At 31.2% G+C, this 16,086-nt stretch carries 20 protein-coding genes; 14 read left to right on the top strand and 6 right to left on the bottom strand.

The window, feature by feature from the left end; translation table 11 throughout:
* Nucleotides 1-6 precede the first annotated feature (6 nt).
* Both AB8B65_RS19475 and AB8B65_RS19470 read right to left on the bottom strand, forming a co-directional pair.
* Nucleotides 7-609, bottom strand: coding sequence for a hypothetical protein (locus tag AB8B65_RS19475; RefSeq protein ID WP_405302953.1), 603 nt, complete (start codon nucleotides 607-609; stop codon nucleotides 7-9).
* Nucleotides 610-691: 82 nt separating this feature from the next.
* On the bottom strand, nucleotides 692-1,111 hold the full coding sequence (locus AB8B65_RS19470; protein WP_405302952.1) for a glyoxalase: 420 nt from the start codon (nucleotides 1,109-1,111) through the stop codon (nucleotides 692-694).
* A gap of 157 nt (nucleotides 1,112-1,268) precedes the next feature.
* Here AB8B65_RS19470 and AB8B65_RS19465 point away from each other — a divergent pair, with 157 nt between their 5' ends.
* From AB8B65_RS19465 to AB8B65_RS19445, 5 genes are all read left to right on the top strand, one after another.
* Nucleotides 1,269-2,168, top strand: coding sequence for a DUF72 domain-containing protein (locus AB8B65_RS19465; protein WP_405302951.1), 900 nt, complete (start codon nucleotides 1,269-1,271; stop codon nucleotides 2,166-2,168).
* Between the two features lie 124 nt (nucleotides 2,169-2,292).
* Nucleotides 2,293-2,703 (top strand): acyl-CoA thioesterase, encoded by a 411-nt coding sequence (locus AB8B65_RS19460; protein ID WP_405302950.1) that lies wholly within the window; start codon nucleotides 2,293-2,295, stop codon nucleotides 2,701-2,703.
* A gap of 674 nt (nucleotides 2,704-3,377) precedes the next feature.
* Nucleotides 3,378-4,112, top strand: coding sequence for a hypothetical protein (locus tag AB8B65_RS19455; RefSeq protein WP_405302949.1), 735 nt, complete (start codon nucleotides 3,378-3,380; stop codon nucleotides 4,110-4,112).
* A gap of 174 nt (nucleotides 4,113-4,286) precedes the next feature.
* Entirely contained in the window at nucleotides 4,287-4,943 is a 657-nt protein-coding gene (locus AB8B65_RS19450) for a hypothetical protein (RefSeq protein WP_405302948.1), read from the top strand.
* A 108-nt stretch (nucleotides 4,944-5,051) separates the two neighbouring features.
* Nucleotides 5,052-5,519, top strand: a complete 468-nt coding sequence (locus AB8B65_RS19445) for a Na(+)-translocating NADH-quinone reductase subunit F (protein WP_405302947.1) — start codon at nucleotides 5,052-5,054, stop codon at nucleotides 5,517-5,519.
* Between the two features lie 29 nt (nucleotides 5,520-5,548).
* Here AB8B65_RS19445 and AB8B65_RS19440 read toward each other — a convergent pair whose 3' ends face one another.
* Entirely contained in the window at nucleotides 5,549-7,834 is a 2,286-nt protein-coding gene (locus tag AB8B65_RS19440; RefSeq protein WP_405302946.1) for an ATP-binding protein, read from the bottom strand.
* A gap of 371 nt (nucleotides 7,835-8,205) precedes the next feature.
* Here AB8B65_RS19440 and AB8B65_RS19435 point away from each other — a divergent pair, with 371 nt between their 5' ends.
* The 4 genes from AB8B65_RS19435 (at nucleotide 8,206) to AB8B65_RS19420 (ending at nucleotide 10,153) form a co-directional block, all read left to right on the top strand.
* Nucleotides 8,206-8,655, top strand: coding sequence for a hypothetical protein (locus AB8B65_RS19435; RefSeq protein WP_405302945.1), 450 nt, complete (start codon nucleotides 8,206-8,208; stop codon nucleotides 8,653-8,655).
* Nucleotides 8,655-8,855, top strand: a complete 201-nt coding sequence (locus AB8B65_RS19430) for a helix-turn-helix transcriptional regulator (RefSeq protein WP_298518980.1) — start codon at nucleotides 8,655-8,657, stop codon at nucleotides 8,853-8,855. The genes AB8B65_RS19435 and AB8B65_RS19430 overlap by 1 nt, the downstream gene beginning before the upstream one ends.
* 73 nt (nucleotides 8,856-8,928) lie before the next feature.
* Entirely contained in the window at nucleotides 8,929-9,375 is a 447-nt protein-coding gene (locus AB8B65_RS19425; protein WP_405302944.1) for an AAA family ATPase, read from the top strand.
* On the top strand, nucleotides 9,365-10,153 hold the full coding sequence (locus AB8B65_RS19420) for a tRNA(His) guanylyltransferase Thg1 family protein (protein ID WP_405302943.1): 789 nt from the start codon (nucleotides 9,365-9,367) through the stop codon (nucleotides 10,151-10,153). The genes AB8B65_RS19425 and AB8B65_RS19420 overlap by 11 nt, the downstream gene beginning before the upstream one ends.
* Nucleotides 10,154-10,163: 10 nt before the next feature.
* Here the strand turns inward: AB8B65_RS19420 and AB8B65_RS19415 are convergent, their stop codons facing one another.
* The gene (locus AB8B65_RS19415; protein WP_405302942.1) at nucleotides 10,164-11,237 is read right to left on the bottom strand and encodes an adenylate/guanylate cyclase domain-containing protein; all 1,074 of its coding nucleotides are present in this window, start codon (nucleotides 11,235-11,237) and stop codon (nucleotides 10,164-10,166) included.
* A 79-nt stretch (nucleotides 11,238-11,316) separates the two neighbouring features.
* Here AB8B65_RS19415 and AB8B65_RS19410 point away from each other — a divergent pair, with 79 nt between their 5' ends.
* Nucleotides 11,317-12,234: an SMP-30/gluconolactonase/LRE family protein gene (locus AB8B65_RS19410; protein ID WP_405302941.1), complete on the top strand. Its 918-nt coding sequence runs from the start codon at nucleotides 11,317-11,319 to the stop codon at nucleotides 12,232-12,234.
* Nucleotides 12,235-12,317: 83 nt separating this feature from the next.
* Here AB8B65_RS19410 and AB8B65_RS19405 read toward each other — a convergent pair whose 3' ends face one another.
* A complete protein-coding gene (locus AB8B65_RS19405; protein WP_405302940.1) occupies nucleotides 12,318-12,479 on the bottom strand; it encodes a hypothetical protein in 162 nt (53 codons plus the stop codon).
* A gap of 168 nt (nucleotides 12,480-12,647) precedes the next feature.
* Here AB8B65_RS19405 and AB8B65_RS19400 point away from each other — a divergent pair, with 168 nt between their 5' ends.
* The 4 genes from AB8B65_RS19400 (at nucleotide 12,648) to AB8B65_RS19385 (ending at nucleotide 15,281) form a co-directional block, all read left to right on the top strand.
* Nucleotides 12,648-13,961 carry a DEAD/DEAH box helicase gene (locus AB8B65_RS19400; RefSeq protein ID WP_405302939.1) on the top strand — a complete coding sequence of 438 codons (1,314 nt, stop codon included), beginning with the start codon at nucleotides 12,648-12,650 and terminating at the stop codon, nucleotides 13,959-13,961.
* A 30-nt stretch (nucleotides 13,962-13,991) separates the two neighbouring features.
* Nucleotides 13,992-14,435 (top strand): hypothetical protein, encoded by a 444-nt coding sequence (locus tag AB8B65_RS19395; protein ID WP_405302938.1) that lies wholly within the window; start codon nucleotides 13,992-13,994, stop codon nucleotides 14,433-14,435.
* Between the two features lie 162 nt (nucleotides 14,436-14,597).
* Nucleotides 14,598-14,798, top strand: a complete 201-nt coding sequence (locus AB8B65_RS19390; RefSeq protein WP_405302937.1) for a hypothetical protein — start codon at nucleotides 14,598-14,600, stop codon at nucleotides 14,796-14,798.
* A gap of 150 nt (nucleotides 14,799-14,948) precedes the next feature.
* Nucleotides 14,949-15,281, top strand: coding sequence for a hypothetical protein (locus AB8B65_RS19385; RefSeq protein ID WP_405302936.1), 333 nt, complete (start codon nucleotides 14,949-14,951; stop codon nucleotides 15,279-15,281).
* A gap of 20 nt (nucleotides 15,282-15,301) precedes the next feature.
* On the opposite strand, the gene AB8B65_RS19380 is transcribed toward AB8B65_RS19385, so the two are convergent.
* The gene (locus AB8B65_RS19380; protein WP_405302935.1) at nucleotides 15,302-15,925 is read right to left on the bottom strand and encodes a TMEM175 family protein; all 624 of its coding nucleotides are present in this window, start codon (nucleotides 15,923-15,925) and stop codon (nucleotides 15,302-15,304) included.
* Nucleotides 15,926-16,086: the final 161 nt, after the last annotated feature.

Below are 16,086 nucleotides of genomic sequence, written 5' to 3'. Positions count from 1 at the left end.
AAAAATTTATTTGTTTTGCAATTTATAATCAGCTAAATGCTTATTATAATCAGACTTTCCTGTTTCGTACTTCGTTGTCATTTCAGTATTTACCATAATAAAAACGCTATTCTTAGCTGATTTAAAAATTTCAGACGTATCGTGTACATCATTTGGAGAAAAGTAATCGACAAACGAATTCAGTTCGTCAACTTCTTGCAATAGATCATTTTTATGAAAATACACTTTTGTTTTAAGGAAAGAATCTTCTAAATAATGAACTTGCACACCCGAAATACTTGGCGAATTCAAGTTAACAGTTTCTTCTTTAAAAATAGTATCTGTGTAAAAAGTGATGGCTTGCACATTCTCAGGGTTATAGGTAGTTTCAAACATATCTGCTAACGCGCGTTTAAAATGCACTAATGAATCTGCTTTAATATATAAATGATATGAATCTTTATCTGTGGCGCCTGGACTTGAACCCAACCAATATTCTATGGAAAATTTATTATTTTTAAGTGTAATATTTCGGTAACCATCCGCAGCAACTTGATCTCGACCAAAGATATCACAAGAACTAAAAATCGTGCTAAAAATGACAATAAATGCAATAGTGAATCGCTTCATAACGTATCTTCTAATAAATAAGTTGCAAAGATATTAAAATGAACTATAAATTGACGATCAATTTAAAAACTTACGAAGGTTTTTAAATTACAGCGCTTAAGGTCATCTCTTTTTCAAAAAGTAAAATTTTGTCTTTCAGTCGTTCTACTACAATATTCATCATACGTTTGTTGAGCGGCGACGAATTTAAAATGTATTCATCATATTCTTGTAGCGTAAATTGCCCGATAATCATACCTTTTAATGAATTGCGAAATTTCATATCTTTTTGAATCGCATTTTCAATATATAGCAAACGTTTTTCTAAAGATAAGTTGTGAAAAACATTTTTTCGTTTGGCAATATAATTTCGGAATGCAGCAATCAGTAAAGGACTTTGAAGCTTGATAACAGGACGAAGTGTGGAATTTTGAAAGCGCTCGTCTTTTGACATATTTTCAGAAATAGATTTCGGTGAAATCTGTGGACGCGCTTTAACTAAATCATTTTCTCGATCGTTCATAACACTAAAGTTTTACTAAAATTAAAAATAATAGATGTCAATCCTTAACAGGTTATGAACAACTTGTTAACTATCTTATTAACAGTGTAAAAACCGATTTTCAATTCAAATAAACTGTAGGAATTCCGTATTTTTATGCTTTCTAAAAAATAGTGTTATGAAATTTGGAAGAGTATCCAATCCTGAACAAATAGATTTTACATTACCTGACAATCACCCAGAAACAGAAGTTGTTTTACAAAAATATAAAAGTGACTCAATACCATCTATTTATGTAGGTTGCGCCAAGTGGAATCGACAAGATTTAAAAGGATTTTATCCACGCGGAACAAAAGATGAATTGCAATATTATTCCTCACAATTTAATGCTATTGAACTGAATGCAACGTTTTACAGAATGTTTCCTGCGGAACAGTTTGAAAAATGGCGCGATAAAACTCCAGGTGGATTTAAATTCTTTCCAAAAATAACGCAAGAAATTAGTCATTGGAAACGCTTGCAAGCTACGGAAGCATTGGTCGATTTGTACGTGTATAACGCTTCACATTTAAAAGATAAACTCGGAACAATCTTTTTGCAAATGCATTCTAATTTTTCACCAAAAGATTTTGACAGAGTTGTTCAATTTGCTGAATTTTGGCCGAAAGAAGTTCCTTTAACAATGGAATTTAGACATACTGATTGGTATAATGACCCGAAAATCTCGAATGAACTTTATCATTTATTAGAAGAAAATAACATTGCAAACACCTTAGTAGATTCTGCCGGAAGGCGCGATATTATGCACATGCGCATGACAAATAACGAAGCTTTTATTCGGTATGTTGGCGCCAATCATGAAAGTGATTATGCACGTTTGGACGATTGGGTTGCACGTTTGGAACAATGGATTTCATTTGGATTGAAAAATATTCACTTTTTCATTCACCAAAATCTAGAATTAGAATCTCCTTTATTGTCTGCCTATTTCATTAAAAAACTCAATGCACGTTTGGGGACAACTTTGACTGTTCCGAAAACAATTACCACGCCACCAAAACCACAAACTTTGTTTTAAATCTATTAGGTTATGGGCGAATACTAAATAAACAGCTTTCTAATAAACAAATTATTTAATAGTAAGCTTAACAGTTTTAACTTTGATAATAATAAGAAGCAAAACACATTAACAAACAAAAAACATGAGATTTCACACAAGAAAATGGGTCAAGCCCGAAGATTTGAATCCTAATGGCACTTTATTTGGCGGGCGATTACTCGCTTGGATTGATGAAGAAGCGGCTTTATATGCCATTATTCAGCTTGAAAACCCAAAAGTAGTCACTAAATATATGTCCGAAATTGACTTTAAAAGTTCTGCTAAAAAAGGAGATATTGTTGAGATAGGAATTGATGTTGTTGCATTTGGAAAATCATCTATTAGACTTAAATGTGAAGTACGTAACAAAATGACGCAAGAAACCATTTTAACTGTAGATAATATTGTAATGGTAAATCTTGGTACAGACGGAAATTCATTACCACATGGAAAAAATAAAGTAGAGTTTGTAAGCGATCGTTTGAATTCAAAAGATTCAAAAAACATAAATTAAAATAATCTCAAAGAGATGATGTAGAATTATTCTCTTTTTTTATTTGTCTTTTTCTAAGAAAACTTAGTTTATTAATTCTTTATTTTGTGAGAAAATGTTAAAAAATTAAGAAAAATGTATTTATTTAAAATATAATTTCCTACAAAAAATAAAAGTAGTAGGTTTGTAATTCAGCAATACTATAAAAAACCTTAACAAGTTTTTATGAGCCCAATTCTCAATTGGGCTCTTTTTTTTTGTATATTTAGTATGGAAAGACATTAACATAATTTGCTGTTTAGTTAATATTTTTCGCATACTGGTTGATTCGGCTTAAATATATTAACCAGATAACGTCCTTAATTTCTAATATTAAGGACGTTTTTTTATGCTAAGATTTTACCAAGCCTATCAAAACATACTTCGACGATAATAATTTGCATTTCACCGAAAGCTTTCGTTTTCTGAACTTTACAAAAGCATTTTTAGTAAGAATATAATTACATTTGTAGTATTCTTGTAATTTTTCAAGAAAGAAATTCCCCCTAAACCCGAAAGAGAGCCTAGTGCTCTCTTTCACTTTTTATAGCTTTTTGACTTTTCTTAAAAAGAAATTAACAAATTGGTTGTTAAAAAAAATAGTTTTGATTTTGATTTAGAATACTTAAATATGCACTGCAAAAGTATTCCCTTATATGAAAATTGTTCAAACGATTCCTGTATACAATCGTAAAAGTAAACGTGTAACGAGCCTTAAAGTTGATGATTTTAAGCTGATTACGAATGAAAACGAAGAGTTTTTTGATGTACAAAGTGATTTTGTCATTATAAAGGATCGTTTTTTTAGAGTTCCGCATTTGGTAAAACCTTGGACATTTTGGATTGAAAACGGTAAACCGCAATCAGAACCTTCAGAAAATATCAATTATACAAAAGTACTTTTCACGGTAGAAGCGCCTGATAAAAATGAATTTGATTATAAAAATGATTTCAGAGCCATGAATCCGCTTGCAGGTTATTTTCAAAGTTTCAAAACAGGTTTCCTTGAATTGATGAGCCAAGTTTCGGAAGAAAAACTCTCTAATTTTGAAGTCACATTTTACACATTGGTGCCTTATCAAACATCACTACATTATTTATTGGGAAAAACGGGAAGCAATCAAACACGTTTAAATTTTTGGTTTTACGGTTGGATTAATTTAAAGTATCGAAACGACTTTATGAACTTCCTTAAACAGTACAAGTTTGATTATTATGTAAATGGAAGTACACGTGCTTTTAAAGGAATTATTTCGCAAGAATTATCGCGTGTAATTGATGTTGAATACCAAGTGCATCATCCAAATAGTGGGTTTTGGAAACGAAAAAACATCAATTTAGGAATCAAAAAAATAGTGCATTTAGAACTTGCTGAAATTGAATGGAGTTAAGAATTTTAAATTGGAATGATAATTGTGTGTTAAGATATTAATGAGTAATTAAAAAAATGCGTACTATTGTAAGACGTATTTGTAATTGATCAAGAAATCAGCACTTTGTCCGTGAATCATTTAAAATTAAAATTTCGTGTAACTTTCATCTGTATCTTATTAGGTATGCTAACTATGCATGCGCAAAAGGATAGCACGAAAACAAAAATTACGGATGTCGATATTACAAAAGGTCGTATAAAATTACCTTTCCCAAAAGCAACAGAACCTTTAAAGCCTCAAAAGAAAGCGCCAAATTTTATGGAGTTTAAAACGCCTAGTTTGCTGGTAAACAAGCGTTCTAGTTTAATTCAATTGCCAAAATCTAAAAGTGCATCTCTCAAAGAAGAAAAAGAAATTGACTTTATTGGAAACGAACAGTTTGCAACGCGAAACAAAGAGTTTGAGCGAAAATTAAACAACAGAGACAAACAAATTCAACCTGAATACAAAGTAGAGCAGTACTTGGGCGACTTTAAGAGTAATGGAAAGTTTGTAAAAATTGTATGTAGAGATCACGAATTTGTTGATGGCGACAGAGTTCGCGTATATTTGAACGATGTTGTAGTGATAGAAAATATCCGATTGGAAGCTGTTTATAAAAAAATTGACATTCCGCTTAAAAAAGGATTTAATAAAATAGACTTTCAAGCGTTAAATCAAGGTTCTTCAGGACCAAATACAGCAGAATTCCGCGTGTACAATGACAAAGGTGAACTTATTTCTGCAAACGAGTGGAACCTAACTACAGGTATCAAAGCCACTATGATTATTGTTAAAGAAGAAGATTAATTTTCACATAACTCAATTTAGACTTATTACAATTAAGAAGCTTCTTGTACATTTTTAAGCATCTATTTTACAAGTTTTTTGTATCTTTTGACTAAGAAAATTGGCAATATGATACTTTCTAAACGATTTGAGAACGCTATTAAAAAATTGTATGAAGCTTTTCATAACAACATGATTAACCCGGAATGTTGTAAACAATGCGCTGTTGGAAATATTTTAGACAATACCGATAGTTGGAAACATCTTTCAGACGATCACGGCTCACTAACACTCAATTATGTGGGCAAAGTACGTCAAAGTTTCGGGCGTAAGTTTGGTGGATATACACCTTTAGAATTATTAAATATAGAAGCCGTTTTCTTGAAAGCTTGCGGATATCAACTTCCATATCATCACAAAAATGATAAACCTGCCAATCCGAGAGATAAAGAACTCCTTTTTAACGGACTTTCTGCTGTAATAGCTTATTTGTGCGAGCTTGAAGGCATTTCAAACATTATGGATTACTCTAAGTTGTTTTCGTATGAGAACGATCAACCTAAGTATGAATTGGAAGTTTTAGATCTCGTTGTATAGGCTAAACTTAAAAAGTTATAAACTCATTTTTAAAGTTCACTTTCTAATTTGGAATTTAAGTTAGTGGTAATTGTCTTTTTGAATAAATCTATATCATAAGGTTTTAAAATAATGTCATTCATACCACATTCGAAGATTTGATTTTTTTGTTCTTCTATATCCACGGCAGTAAGTGCAATTATTGGAATAGTGGTATTAAACTGCCTAATGTCTTTACTAGCTTCAATACCATTTTTTACAGGCATATTAATATCCATTAATATTAAATCAAATGTAGCCTTTTTAACTGCGCTCACAGCTTTTTCTCCATTTTCTGCAATAGTACAAACAACTCCTTCACTTTCTAGAATACGCTTTGTAACAGTTTGGTTGATACGATTATCTTCTACAATCAGTACTCTTTTGAATTCTAATTGTTTAAAATCTAAAATAGGAGGTGGATTTAGTTCTAAAGGCTCGTTAGAAATTTGCATATTCATAGTAAAAGTAAACGTACTACCTTTTCCAAGTTCGCTTTCTACCGTAATAGTTCCGTTGGCTTGCTCTATAAGTTTTTTAACAATTGGTAAACCTAGACCAGTGCCTTGATAATTGGAAGACGACGAATCTATTTGCGCAAATTCATTAAAAACGTGATTTAATTTAGTTTTTTCAATACCAGGACCAGTATCCTTAATTTTAAATTTCAGCTTTGCAACAGTATCTGTGCTTTCTAATAGTTCTATAACAATATCAATCTTTCCTTTCTCTGTAAACTTACAGGCGTTGCCTATTAGATTCATAAGTATTTGAGACAACTGTACTGAGTTACATTTTAATAACAAAGGAACCTCTTTATGGAACTTTATACTAATTTCGTTTTGGTGTTGTAGTGTTATGTACTCGAATGAAGAGACTATTCTAGACATTAGAGTTTTTAGATTAAACGTACTATCTTCCTCTATAAAGCTTTTATTTTCAATCTTATTAATATGTAGTAAATCATTAACAAGAGTGAGCAAATAATTAGCTGAAAACTTCAATGATTTTAAATCTTTTTCATGCTTTTTTAAATCCTCATTTTCAAGTAAAATAGAACTTAAACCAATGACGCCGTATAATGGCGTTCGTAATTCGTGGCTTACTGTAGCAAAGAATTTAGTCTTCGTCTTTGCAAACTCTTCACTTTCTTTTTTAGCTATTAAATACTGTTTATTTTTAATTTTTAAATCTGCTACTAGTGCTTTTCTTCTTTTGCTAGAAACGTATGTTATTACTAATATTAAAACTAAAAAAGCAACGGTAGCTATGGAGAGTACGAAAAAAATATTTTTTCGCTCTGCTTGTTGCACTAAAAGTACTTTTTCTAACTCATTAGTTTTAATCTGATTTTTATAGCGCTCTACACTTAATTTCGCATTTACAGCATCAATAATATTTTTAGCGTCACTTTCTTCTTTTCCTTCTTCATAGACTTTAAGAATTTTATTAATATTATAAAATTCTTTATAATCTTTTTTCATTTCTAAAGCGTCTCTGTAGCCAGTGTAGCCTTCTACTAAAGCTTCAGTAAATTCAGTATTCTTACAAAGAGCAATTGTTTTTTTAAAGTTTTTTATCGCTTCATCAGGTTTATTAAGCAATAAAAATTTTAGTCCAATATTATGAAAATGACTTGCTTGATAGTGAGGTGGATTTCCTAATAAATTCAAATAGTATGTTGTCTTTTCTATGTGATAATTACTACGATCAGGTTTTTCTTTTTCATTAAAAGCGCGTGCTAAGTTATGATGCAATACAAATAAGCGTGTTGTGTCTTTTAATCGTTCTGCAAATTTGATACTTTCCAGATATATTTCTATCGTTTTATTTCTATAGCTATCCATGTGGTAATAGACATTTGCCAAATTACCTTTTGACCTTAAAATAAGAGAACTATCATTTGTTTTTTCTGCATACTTTAAAGACTCTAAAAATATTTTCTTTGCTTTTATTGTATCTTTAAATTTTATTAAAGTATTCCCTACAACTGATCTAGTTTCGTGAATATGATTCACATTTGAACTCTTTTTTGCTAAGGCCAAACCTTTGTCAGCATAAATTAAAATTGGCGCATAATTTGCTTTGTAAAATTCATCACCCATTAATCTTATCATGACGTCTACATGTTTAGTAATCTCAGCTTTTGTAGAGTCTTTAGATATTTTTGGTAATACGTCTAAAATAGAATTAAGATTATTTGAATTAGAATTAGAATCCAAATCTTGTGTTTGACCTTGCAAAGGTAAACTGAAGCAGTATATGATTAGAATTAATATTTTCGTTGATAATTTCATGTTAGTTTAGTGATTTGGGGATTACAATATACGTGTTTTCTTATAAATAATGACCTTCCAAGACCATCAGAAATCCTTTAAAAACTTATGATTAAGTAAATTTTTAATTAGAAAAACTAACATGTTCTTATAAAATGTGCATAAAGACGAACCGAAAGCTAATTTTATTATCAAATTCCAAGAACGAGGCAATCTAACAGGCGAAGCCGATGCTCATATTCTAAAAAAGCACTTGCATTAAGTTTGTTGAAGTGAAGTACATTTAACAATCTAAAATTAAAAAAAACAAAAATAGCACTTGTTTTTTACAAAATGTAAAGTATATTTGTCATTATATCAAATAAAATTGTCAATTATAAAACAAACATGTCATGGCAAAAGAAACATTTTGCGAAGCAGAAGAAAGAAGATTTGAGAAATTTAAGAACTTTGGATTACCACATTCATTCAAAAAAATAGGAATCGTATTGGTAGCAGTGTCTATTGTTTTCCTAATTTCACGAAAGCTATTTGACTTAGAAATTTCAGAAACCATCAAATTTATATTAAAACGTGTTATATTGGTAGGATTGTTATTCGTAGCAATAGCAAAAGAAAAAGTAGAAGACGAAATGATTCGCATCATACGTGGACAAGCGTTTTCAATGGCATTTATAGCAGGAGTTGTGTATACGCTGCTGCAACCTGCAATTAATTACATGGTATCATTAATTGTAGAAAAAGATAAAGAACCGCTAACTGATCTTGGCGATTTTCAAGTATTATGGTTTCTGTTAACGATGTACTTATTATTTTTCTATATGATTAAAAAAAGACTGTAATGAAGAATCGTATCAAGATAGAACGCGCTATTTTAGACCTTACACAAGACGATTTAGCCAAAAAAATAGGAGTTTCTAGGCAAACGATCAATTCAATAGAAAAAGGACGTTATGTGCCTTCTACAGTGTTGTCATTGAAATTGAGCGAACTTTTTAAAAAACCAGTAAATGAATTCTTTTTTCTGGAAGAAACGGATTAACTTTTAAAAGCATTTACAATAAAGTGTAGCAATATTAAAAGTATATTTATACCCTAAAAACCAAGAAAATAAGATGGAATCAATCATTTTTATAGGAATTCAAGCAGCTGGAAAAACCACTTTCTATAAAAACCACTTTTTTGACACACATATCAGAATTAGCTTAGATCAATTAAACACAAAAAACAAGCAGAATCAATTTTTACAGACTTGTTTTGACACGCAATCTAAATTTGTCATTGACAATACGAATCCAGAAGTACAAACAAGAAAGGAATTCATAGAAAAAGCCAAGCAGCACAAGTATAAAGTAATTGGTTATTATTTCAGTTCGGAAATTAAAAAAGCAATCGAGAGAAATAATAGGCGAGTAGGTAAAAAAAGAATTCCTGAAATTGGAATTAAAGGAACATTCAATAAACTTGTACTGCCAAAATTTGAGGAAGGATTTGATGAACTCTATTTTGTGAAAATCGTTGATGATACATTTGAAATAACACCATGGAAAGATGAAATTTAGCGACTTAGATAGTAAATTACGTGTATACGAAACGGCACACGATTTTTGCGTACTTCCTAATGTTTATATGGTTGCACGAATTGATGGAAGAAGTTTTACACGCTTAACAAAAGAAAAACAAAATTTTGAAAGACCATTTGACATTAAGTTTAGAGATTTAATGATCGAAACTGTAAAACACCTTATGAATTGTGGATTTGAAGTCATATACGGATATACAGAAAGTGACGAAATCTCACTGCTTTTTGATATTAATACAACGGTTTTTTCAAGAAAAACGAGAAAATACAATTCTATATTAGCAGGAGAAGCAAGTGCTAAATTTTCACTTTTATTAGGTGATATAGGTGCGTTTGACTGTCGAATTTCGCAACTTCCAAGAAAAGAAGATGTCATCGATTATTTTAGATGGCGAAATGAAGATGCGCACAGAAACTCTTTAAATGCACATTGTTATTGGATGTTAAGGAATAAAAACTATACAGCAAAAGAAGCGACAAAGCAAATTGAAGGAAAATCGGTTGCTTTTAAAAATGAAATGTTATTTAAAGAAGGAATGAATTTCAATGATTTCCCAAAATGGCAAAAAAGAGGTGTCGGTTTTTATTGGAGTGAAGTTGAAAAAGTAGGTTTCAATCCTACAACAAACCAAAAAGAAATAGCCATTAGAAACGAACTAAAAGTAGATATGGAATTGCCAATGGGAAATGAATACAACGAAATGATACGTTCGTTACTACAAAACGGAAGAGTATTTAGTAAAAATAACAAAGATTAAATCTCAAAAATTAAACTTTTGTAACACTATGAATATTAACGGTTTTCGCTTTTCCTTTCAGCAATAAATCATCTATATTTTTAGTAACATACTTATTGGAAATATCAATATCGTTTAATAATGATTCCGAAATCAATACATTGGCTTTGTAAGTGTTGCATTGCGATTGAATTCGCGCTGTCGTGTTAATAACATCACCATGATACGCAATTTCTTTTTTAATACTCCCAACCTCAGTAACCATCAAGGTTCCGCCATGAATTCCTGCTTTAAATTTCGGAAGTAAACCGTATTTTTCTTGGTAATATTCACTTCTACTTCCAATGCGTACATTAAATGCAAAGTACAATTCTAAAGCATTACTTCGCTTAATTCCACGTTTATAAGACCAACTCAATACCGCTTCATCACCAACATATTGATAAATTTCGGCATCGTACTTTCGTATAATTACATTCAAATCATAAAAACAATCTTGAATAAGCTGACTGTACTTATAATGCCCTAAATTTTCGGCAATTGTAGTGGAAGATTTCAAATCAAGAAACATAAAAATTCGTTTCTCTTCTTGCGGTTTTCGATACTTTCCAAGCAACATTTTAATAAACACACCAGGACCAAATTTTTCATTTGCAATTCTTATAAAAGAAAACACCAAAGAAGCAATGACAAAGTAAATCATAATAGACCAAAAAGTCTTATTGGTACGCCACCAACCGCGTTCTTCCGTAAGTGAAACATCCAACATATAACCAGTATATTCCACAACATAACTCACTAAAAGGATTAATGTAATAAGGTACAAAAACGTTTTTGTGAAAATAATAATACCTAACGAAAGTCGTTTTGCTAAATACCGATCAAACAAAAACTCAACAGCTGCATAAAAAATACCGAATGGAATAGAAGATAAGCCTACATACAGCAACAAATCTTGTATAGGAAGTTCGTATTTAGGAAGAATACTGACGCCTTTTTCTTCAAAAATTCCGAAATAGCGAATGATAATCATAAAACAAAACGCAAAAATCCAAAATAGAACAGATCGGAAAGTAAATAATAAGTATTGTTGTAAAGTTCTCATGGTTTGCAAAATACTAAAAGTTCATCATAAATATTAAATTTTGATTCCGTAATTTAGGGACAAATTTAAAAACCGATTCATGAAAAATATATGTAAAATAGCATTACTATCCGTATTTATTATTGCGTGTAATAGCAAAAATAAAGATGCTAAAAAAGTGCCAAAAGAAGAAAAGAAAACGATAATATTAACACCTAAACTAGCACATGAAGTAAATGGTTTAACACATTGTGAATCTGTTGTCTATAATAAAAACGAAAACGTATTGTACGCTTCCTTAATTGGAGATGATAAAAATGGTGATGGAAGTATTGCTAAAATTTCTTTAGATGGAAAAATAATAAATAAAAGCTTTGTAAAAGGACTAAATGACCCAAAAGGAATTGCAATAACTAACGATAAATTATATGTAACTGATGTCACAGTTTTAGTGGAAGCAGACTTAAAAACGGGAAAAGTCATAAAAAAACACACAACAGAAGGTACCATGTTTTTAAATGATGTTGCCGTTGCTTCAGATGGAAATATATACGTATCCGATACAAGAAATTCTTCAATATACATGCTACAAACAGACGGAACATTTTCGCAATGGTTACAATCGGAAGATTTAGAACATCCAAACGGGCTTTTACAAGTACAAAACGATATGTATGTTGCCGCTTGGGGAAATTTGTTGGGTCCAAATGGCGCTAAAAAACAAAGTGGAAACCTCTTAAAAGTAAACATGACTTCTAAGGAAATTATGAAAGTGTCAAAAGATACACTCGGAAATCTTGATGGTGTGCAAGTATATGATAAAGACAACTTGGTAATTTCTGCTTGGCGAACTGGTAAAATAATGAAAGTCAATGGAGAAGGACTTGTAGAAGATCTTTTAACAGTAGGACAAAGTGTAGGAGATATTTTATACATTCCTGAGCAAAAACTCTTGGCATTGCCTATGAACTTTCAAAGTCAGTTATTAATTTACAAATTTGAAGAAGTAGAAGAATAGGTAATTAATTCATTTCTAAATAAAAAATCGAGAACAGTTTAAGTATGTTTAAACTGTTCTCGATTTTTTACATATTCTAGTCATTAACAAGCTGCGTACACAGATTCTGGACATGCAAAATAACACTCATGTGGATTCACACTTGACGTACATGCGCCCGAAACTCCGCCTTTTGCATTTTCTGAATTGAAACTTGAAATAACTGATTTTTTTAAACGTAACGATTTGATTTCTTTTTTTCTCATGATTTCTTTTTTTATATTCCACATAAAAATACAAAATTACCCACCAAAAAACATAAGGGAATACCTTACTTTACTTAGGTTACTGTTGATTTTGTCGTTTCTGATTGAATGTTACATTTTTCAATCAGAAAATGTTTCAATTAATACAAATAGCTGTACTTTTGCAGCATGTCAAAAAATATTAAAAATCAGCGCGATATCTTAGCAAAATTGGGGATTTCAAACCTCAATGACATGCAAGAAGAAGCGAAATTATCTATAAGTTCGCATCCAAATACCATTCTGTTATCTCCAACTGGAACAGGTAAAACTTTGGCTTTTTTAATCCCAATTTTAGCCGAATTAGATGCTTCAAAAGAAGAAGTGCAAGTCATTATTTTAGCGCCTTCGCGCGAATTGGCAATTCAAATTTCGCAAGTAACGCGCGAAATGGGAACAGGTTTCAAAGTCAATGAAGTATATGGTGGACGTAATTTTTCTAAAGATAAAGTCGATTTAAAACATCGTCCTGCCATTTTAGTAGGAACACCAGGAAGAGTTGCCGATCATTTGCGTAGAGAAACGTTTAGTACAAATTATGTAAAAACCTTGGTATTGGATGAATTTGACAAATCTTTAGAAGTTGGTTTCGAAGATGAAATGAAAGACATTATTTCGTTGTTGCCAAAAATTGAAAAACGCGTGTTGACATCTGCAACGAAAGACATGGAAATTCCGCAATTTGTCGGAATGATCAATCCGTTAACGATCAATTATTTAGGGGAAGCAATTGCTAAATTAGACGTAAAACGGATACTTTCGCCCACAAAAGACAAACTTGATACTTTATTAAATACGATTTCGCTCATGGCGAATCAACCTGGAATTATCTTTTGTAATTTCAAAAATACCATTCAGTACGTAAGTGACTTTCTCAACAATAACGGCATTCCACATGGTTGTTTTTACGGAGGAATGGAACAAAAAGATCGTGAACGTGCTTTGATAAAATTTCGAAACGGAACACATCAACTTATTATTGCAACCGATTTGGCTGCGCGTGGAATTGATGTCCCAGAGATTAAATTCATCATTCATTATCAATTGCCATTAAAAAGTCAAGAATTCACACATCGTAACGGTCGTACGGCTCGTATGCATGCAGAAGGAACGGCTTTTGTATTGCAATGGGAAAACGAAACTGTACCCGATTTTATATCGGAAGTGGAAGTAGTAGAAGAAATTCCAGCAACCAAAAGGCCAAAAGCATCTGGCTGGAAAACTTTATTTATTTCTGGTGGAAGAAAAGACAAAATTTCCAAAGGTGACATTGCTGGTTTATTCATCAAACAAGGAAACTTAAGCAAAGACGAATTGGGCATGATTGAGCTTAAAAGCGATTGTGCATTTGTGGCTGTAAAAGCGTCCAAAGTAAAAGAAGTCATTGAAGCTACAAATAATACTCGTTTAAAAAAGAAAAAAGTAAGAGTTTCGCGTATCTAATTCAATAAATACACGAATTGCAATCGTATTATGGACCATCTAAATACTTTAGAATTAACTAGAAAAACACTTAAAAACATATCCGTTACCGATATCCTATTTGCAGAAATGGCAGAAGTTGGCGCAATGGGAAACGAAGGCGGAATTCTAATACATCTTTTGATTGACAAAGAGATTATTATTTATGAAACCAATATATTTAAATCTAAAAAAGTATTCACCAAAGCCAAACAATTACTGCTTAAACATCAAGATGATTTAAAATATGATGATTTAAAAAAAACAGAAATTCTTTTCGATTATCATTATGGCGGCGTAGGCAATCACGTTTTTATAAATAAAAAAATTGCCTTAAAAACAAAGGAAGATCATTTTACTTTCAATCTCAATAAAACGGATTACAAAATATATTGTTCGTTTTCAGGAGTCTTTAACAGCGTACTGCATTCAATTTACAATTCAAAAAACAATTAATTTAGTTCTGCAAACAAAGAACTTTCTTAGTGCTTTTTTAAGACTTTACCTCTAAAAATGTTCACTTCATTGACAGTTTATGAACCGTCAATTGCATTCCTTTTCAATGCTACATTTTCTTCATTCATTTGGATCATTATTAACTACAAAACATAATTAGAAATGAAGAAAGTAAATCTTAATTCGTTAAAATTGAACAAAAAATTAATCTCTCATCTCAACAAAAAAGAAATAAAAGGAGGATTAAATACCGCTGGATGTTATACTGAGCAAATATGTCCATTGCCTCCAATTGAAACTTCTTTACCTCCGATTGAAAATCCAGATCCAGAACCAATCTTTTCTATTGTTGAAGCATGCTAATACAGACTGTCTTAAATTTATGAATACATAAACGAACTTCGGTTCAGTCATGATTGGAGTTTTTCTAACCATGACTGACTTCGGTTCGTTTTTTGTGTTTCATTTGATGATTATTTTAGAAAATTAGTACCTTACAAAAAATCATTTGACATGAAACGTATCTTTCAATTTTTATGCATGCTAACCGTAAGCTTAGTTTGTATTTCTGCTTCATCCATACCATTACAACAAGATGATTGTACTTATGAAGGGAAAAAACTCTATGGAAAAATTCGTTTTGTAGAAAGAGCGAGCAATGCAGATGTAAAAATTAAAATAGTCAATAGTTTCCCAGATATTAAAGTAAAACTAGTAGAAAGCTTTGCGGATGATTGCGGCGAATGGCAAGTCGTAGAATACGGCGAAGATTTAAAAGTATATGTCGCTGAGAATTTTGCAGATATGAAAGTTAAGTTTGTAACTAGCTTTCCTGGAATGGATTAAATAATCTAAAACGTTTAGAATCATTCCGAAACAGCTTCTTGTTTGGCTATTTTCTTTTTAAAATAACGATTGATCAGCGGTTGAAATATAAAAATCAACACAAAAGTAAATCGGGATGGTATTGGAATAACAAATGCCAAAAAGCCTGATAAAACCCAAACCAAGGTACTATTTAGCGCACGTGCTTTTTCCCATTGACCTGTAAGCGGTGTAATTTCGGGTTCTTTTTTTGCGATGTATCGAATCATCAAAAAATTAAAAAAACCAATGGCAGACAGATTGAAACAATAAAAAGCGAATGGTGAAACTGCATTAAAACCTCTCACATACAATCCTGTAGAAAAGGGCAGTAGTACTATAAAAAGGAGTAAAAAAATATTAAGCCAGAGCAATGTATAACTTACTTCTTTCACATATCGCATAATTCGCATGTGTGCAATCCAATACAAAGCGGTCACTAAAAAACTAACAACAAGACCAATAAAACTAGGAATTCGATTGCCTAAAATAGTGCTCAGATGTTGCTGTCTTACTTCTTCAGAATTGGGGATAGCAACTTCTAACACTAACAAAGTCATCGCAATAGAAAAGACAGCATCGCTAAAACTAACTACACGCGATTTTTCAAAGGAAATAGGGTTCATACAATACAGTTTTTTCAAATTATAGTATTATTTAGTACACAAAAAGAAACATTTCTACAACATCAAAAATCTTTTCTACTATATTTGTAAGACAAATGAAAAACTTCAGTTTCATACTCGGATTTCTAATTTTATCCTTAGCGCTAAAACCATGTGCTGAT

This window comes from Kordia sp. (assembly GCF_045105435.1).
GTDB lineage: Bacteria > Bacteroidota > Bacteroidia > Flavobacteriales > Flavobacteriaceae > Kordia.
This window is presented reverse-complemented; position numbering and strand designations above follow the sequence as displayed.

What these genes read in the sequence shown, in the direction of transcription:
- AB8B65_RS19475 (WP_405302953.1), bottom strand. Translation starts at nt 609, where the DNA reads ATGAAGCGATTCACTATTGCATTTATTGTCATTTTTAGCACGATTTTT.
- AB8B65_RS19470 (WP_405302952.1), bottom strand. Translation starts at nt 1,111, where the DNA reads ATGAACGATCGAGAAAATGATTTAGTTAAAGCGCGTCCACAGATTTCA.
- AB8B65_RS19465 (WP_405302951.1), top strand. Translation starts at nt 1,269, where the DNA reads ATGAAATTTGGAAGAGTATCCAATCCTGAACAAATAGATTTTACATTA.
- AB8B65_RS19460 (WP_405302950.1), top strand. Translation starts at nt 2,293, where the DNA reads ATGAGATTTCACACAAGAAAATGGGTCAAGCCCGAAGATTTGAATCCT.
- AB8B65_RS19455 (WP_405302949.1), top strand. Translation starts at nt 3,378, where the DNA reads ATGAAAATTGTTCAAACGATTCCTGTATACAATCGTAAAAGTAAACGT.
- AB8B65_RS19450 (WP_405302948.1), top strand. Translation starts at nt 4,287, where the DNA reads ATGCATGCGCAAAAGGATAGCACGAAAACAAAAATTACGGATGTCGAT.
- AB8B65_RS19445 (WP_405302947.1), top strand. Translation starts at nt 5,052, where the DNA reads ATGATACTTTCTAAACGATTTGAGAACGCTATTAAAAAATTGTATGAA.
- AB8B65_RS19440 (WP_405302946.1), bottom strand. Translation starts at nt 7,834, where the DNA reads ATGAAATTATCAACGAAAATATTAATTCTAATCATATACTGCTTCAGT.
- AB8B65_RS19435 (WP_405302945.1), top strand. Translation starts at nt 8,206, where the DNA reads ATGGCAAAAGAAACATTTTGCGAAGCAGAAGAAAGAAGATTTGAGAAA.
- AB8B65_RS19430 (WP_298518980.1), top strand. Translation starts at nt 8,655, where the DNA reads ATGAAGAATCGTATCAAGATAGAACGCGCTATTTTAGACCTTACACAA.
- AB8B65_RS19425 (WP_405302944.1), top strand. Translation starts at nt 8,929, where the DNA reads ATGGAATCAATCATTTTTATAGGAATTCAAGCAGCTGGAAAAACCACT.
- AB8B65_RS19420 (WP_405302943.1), top strand. Translation starts at nt 9,365, where the DNA reads ATGAAATTTAGCGACTTAGATAGTAAATTACGTGTATACGAAACGGCA.
- AB8B65_RS19415 (WP_405302942.1), bottom strand. Translation starts at nt 11,237, where the DNA reads ATGAGAACTTTACAACAATACTTATTATTTACTTTCCGATCTGTTCTA.
- AB8B65_RS19410 (WP_405302941.1), top strand. Translation starts at nt 11,317, where the DNA reads ATGAAAAATATATGTAAAATAGCATTACTATCCGTATTTATTATTGCG.
- AB8B65_RS19405 (WP_405302940.1), bottom strand. Translation starts at nt 12,479, where the DNA reads ATGAGAAAAAAAGAAATCAAATCGTTACGTTTAAAAAAATCAGTTATT.
- AB8B65_RS19400 (WP_405302939.1), top strand. Translation starts at nt 12,648, where the DNA reads ATGTCAAAAAATATTAAAAATCAGCGCGATATCTTAGCAAAATTGGGG.
- AB8B65_RS19395 (WP_405302938.1), top strand. Translation starts at nt 13,992, where the DNA reads ATGGACCATCTAAATACTTTAGAATTAACTAGAAAAACACTTAAAAAC.
- AB8B65_RS19390 (WP_405302937.1), top strand. Translation starts at nt 14,598, where the DNA reads ATGAAGAAAGTAAATCTTAATTCGTTAAAATTGAACAAAAAATTAATC.
- AB8B65_RS19385 (WP_405302936.1), top strand. Translation starts at nt 14,949, where the DNA reads ATGAAACGTATCTTTCAATTTTTATGCATGCTAACCGTAAGCTTAGTT.
- AB8B65_RS19380 (WP_405302935.1), bottom strand. Translation starts at nt 15,925, where the DNA reads ATGAACCCTATTTCCTTTGAAAAATCGCGTGTAGTTAGTTTTAGCGAT.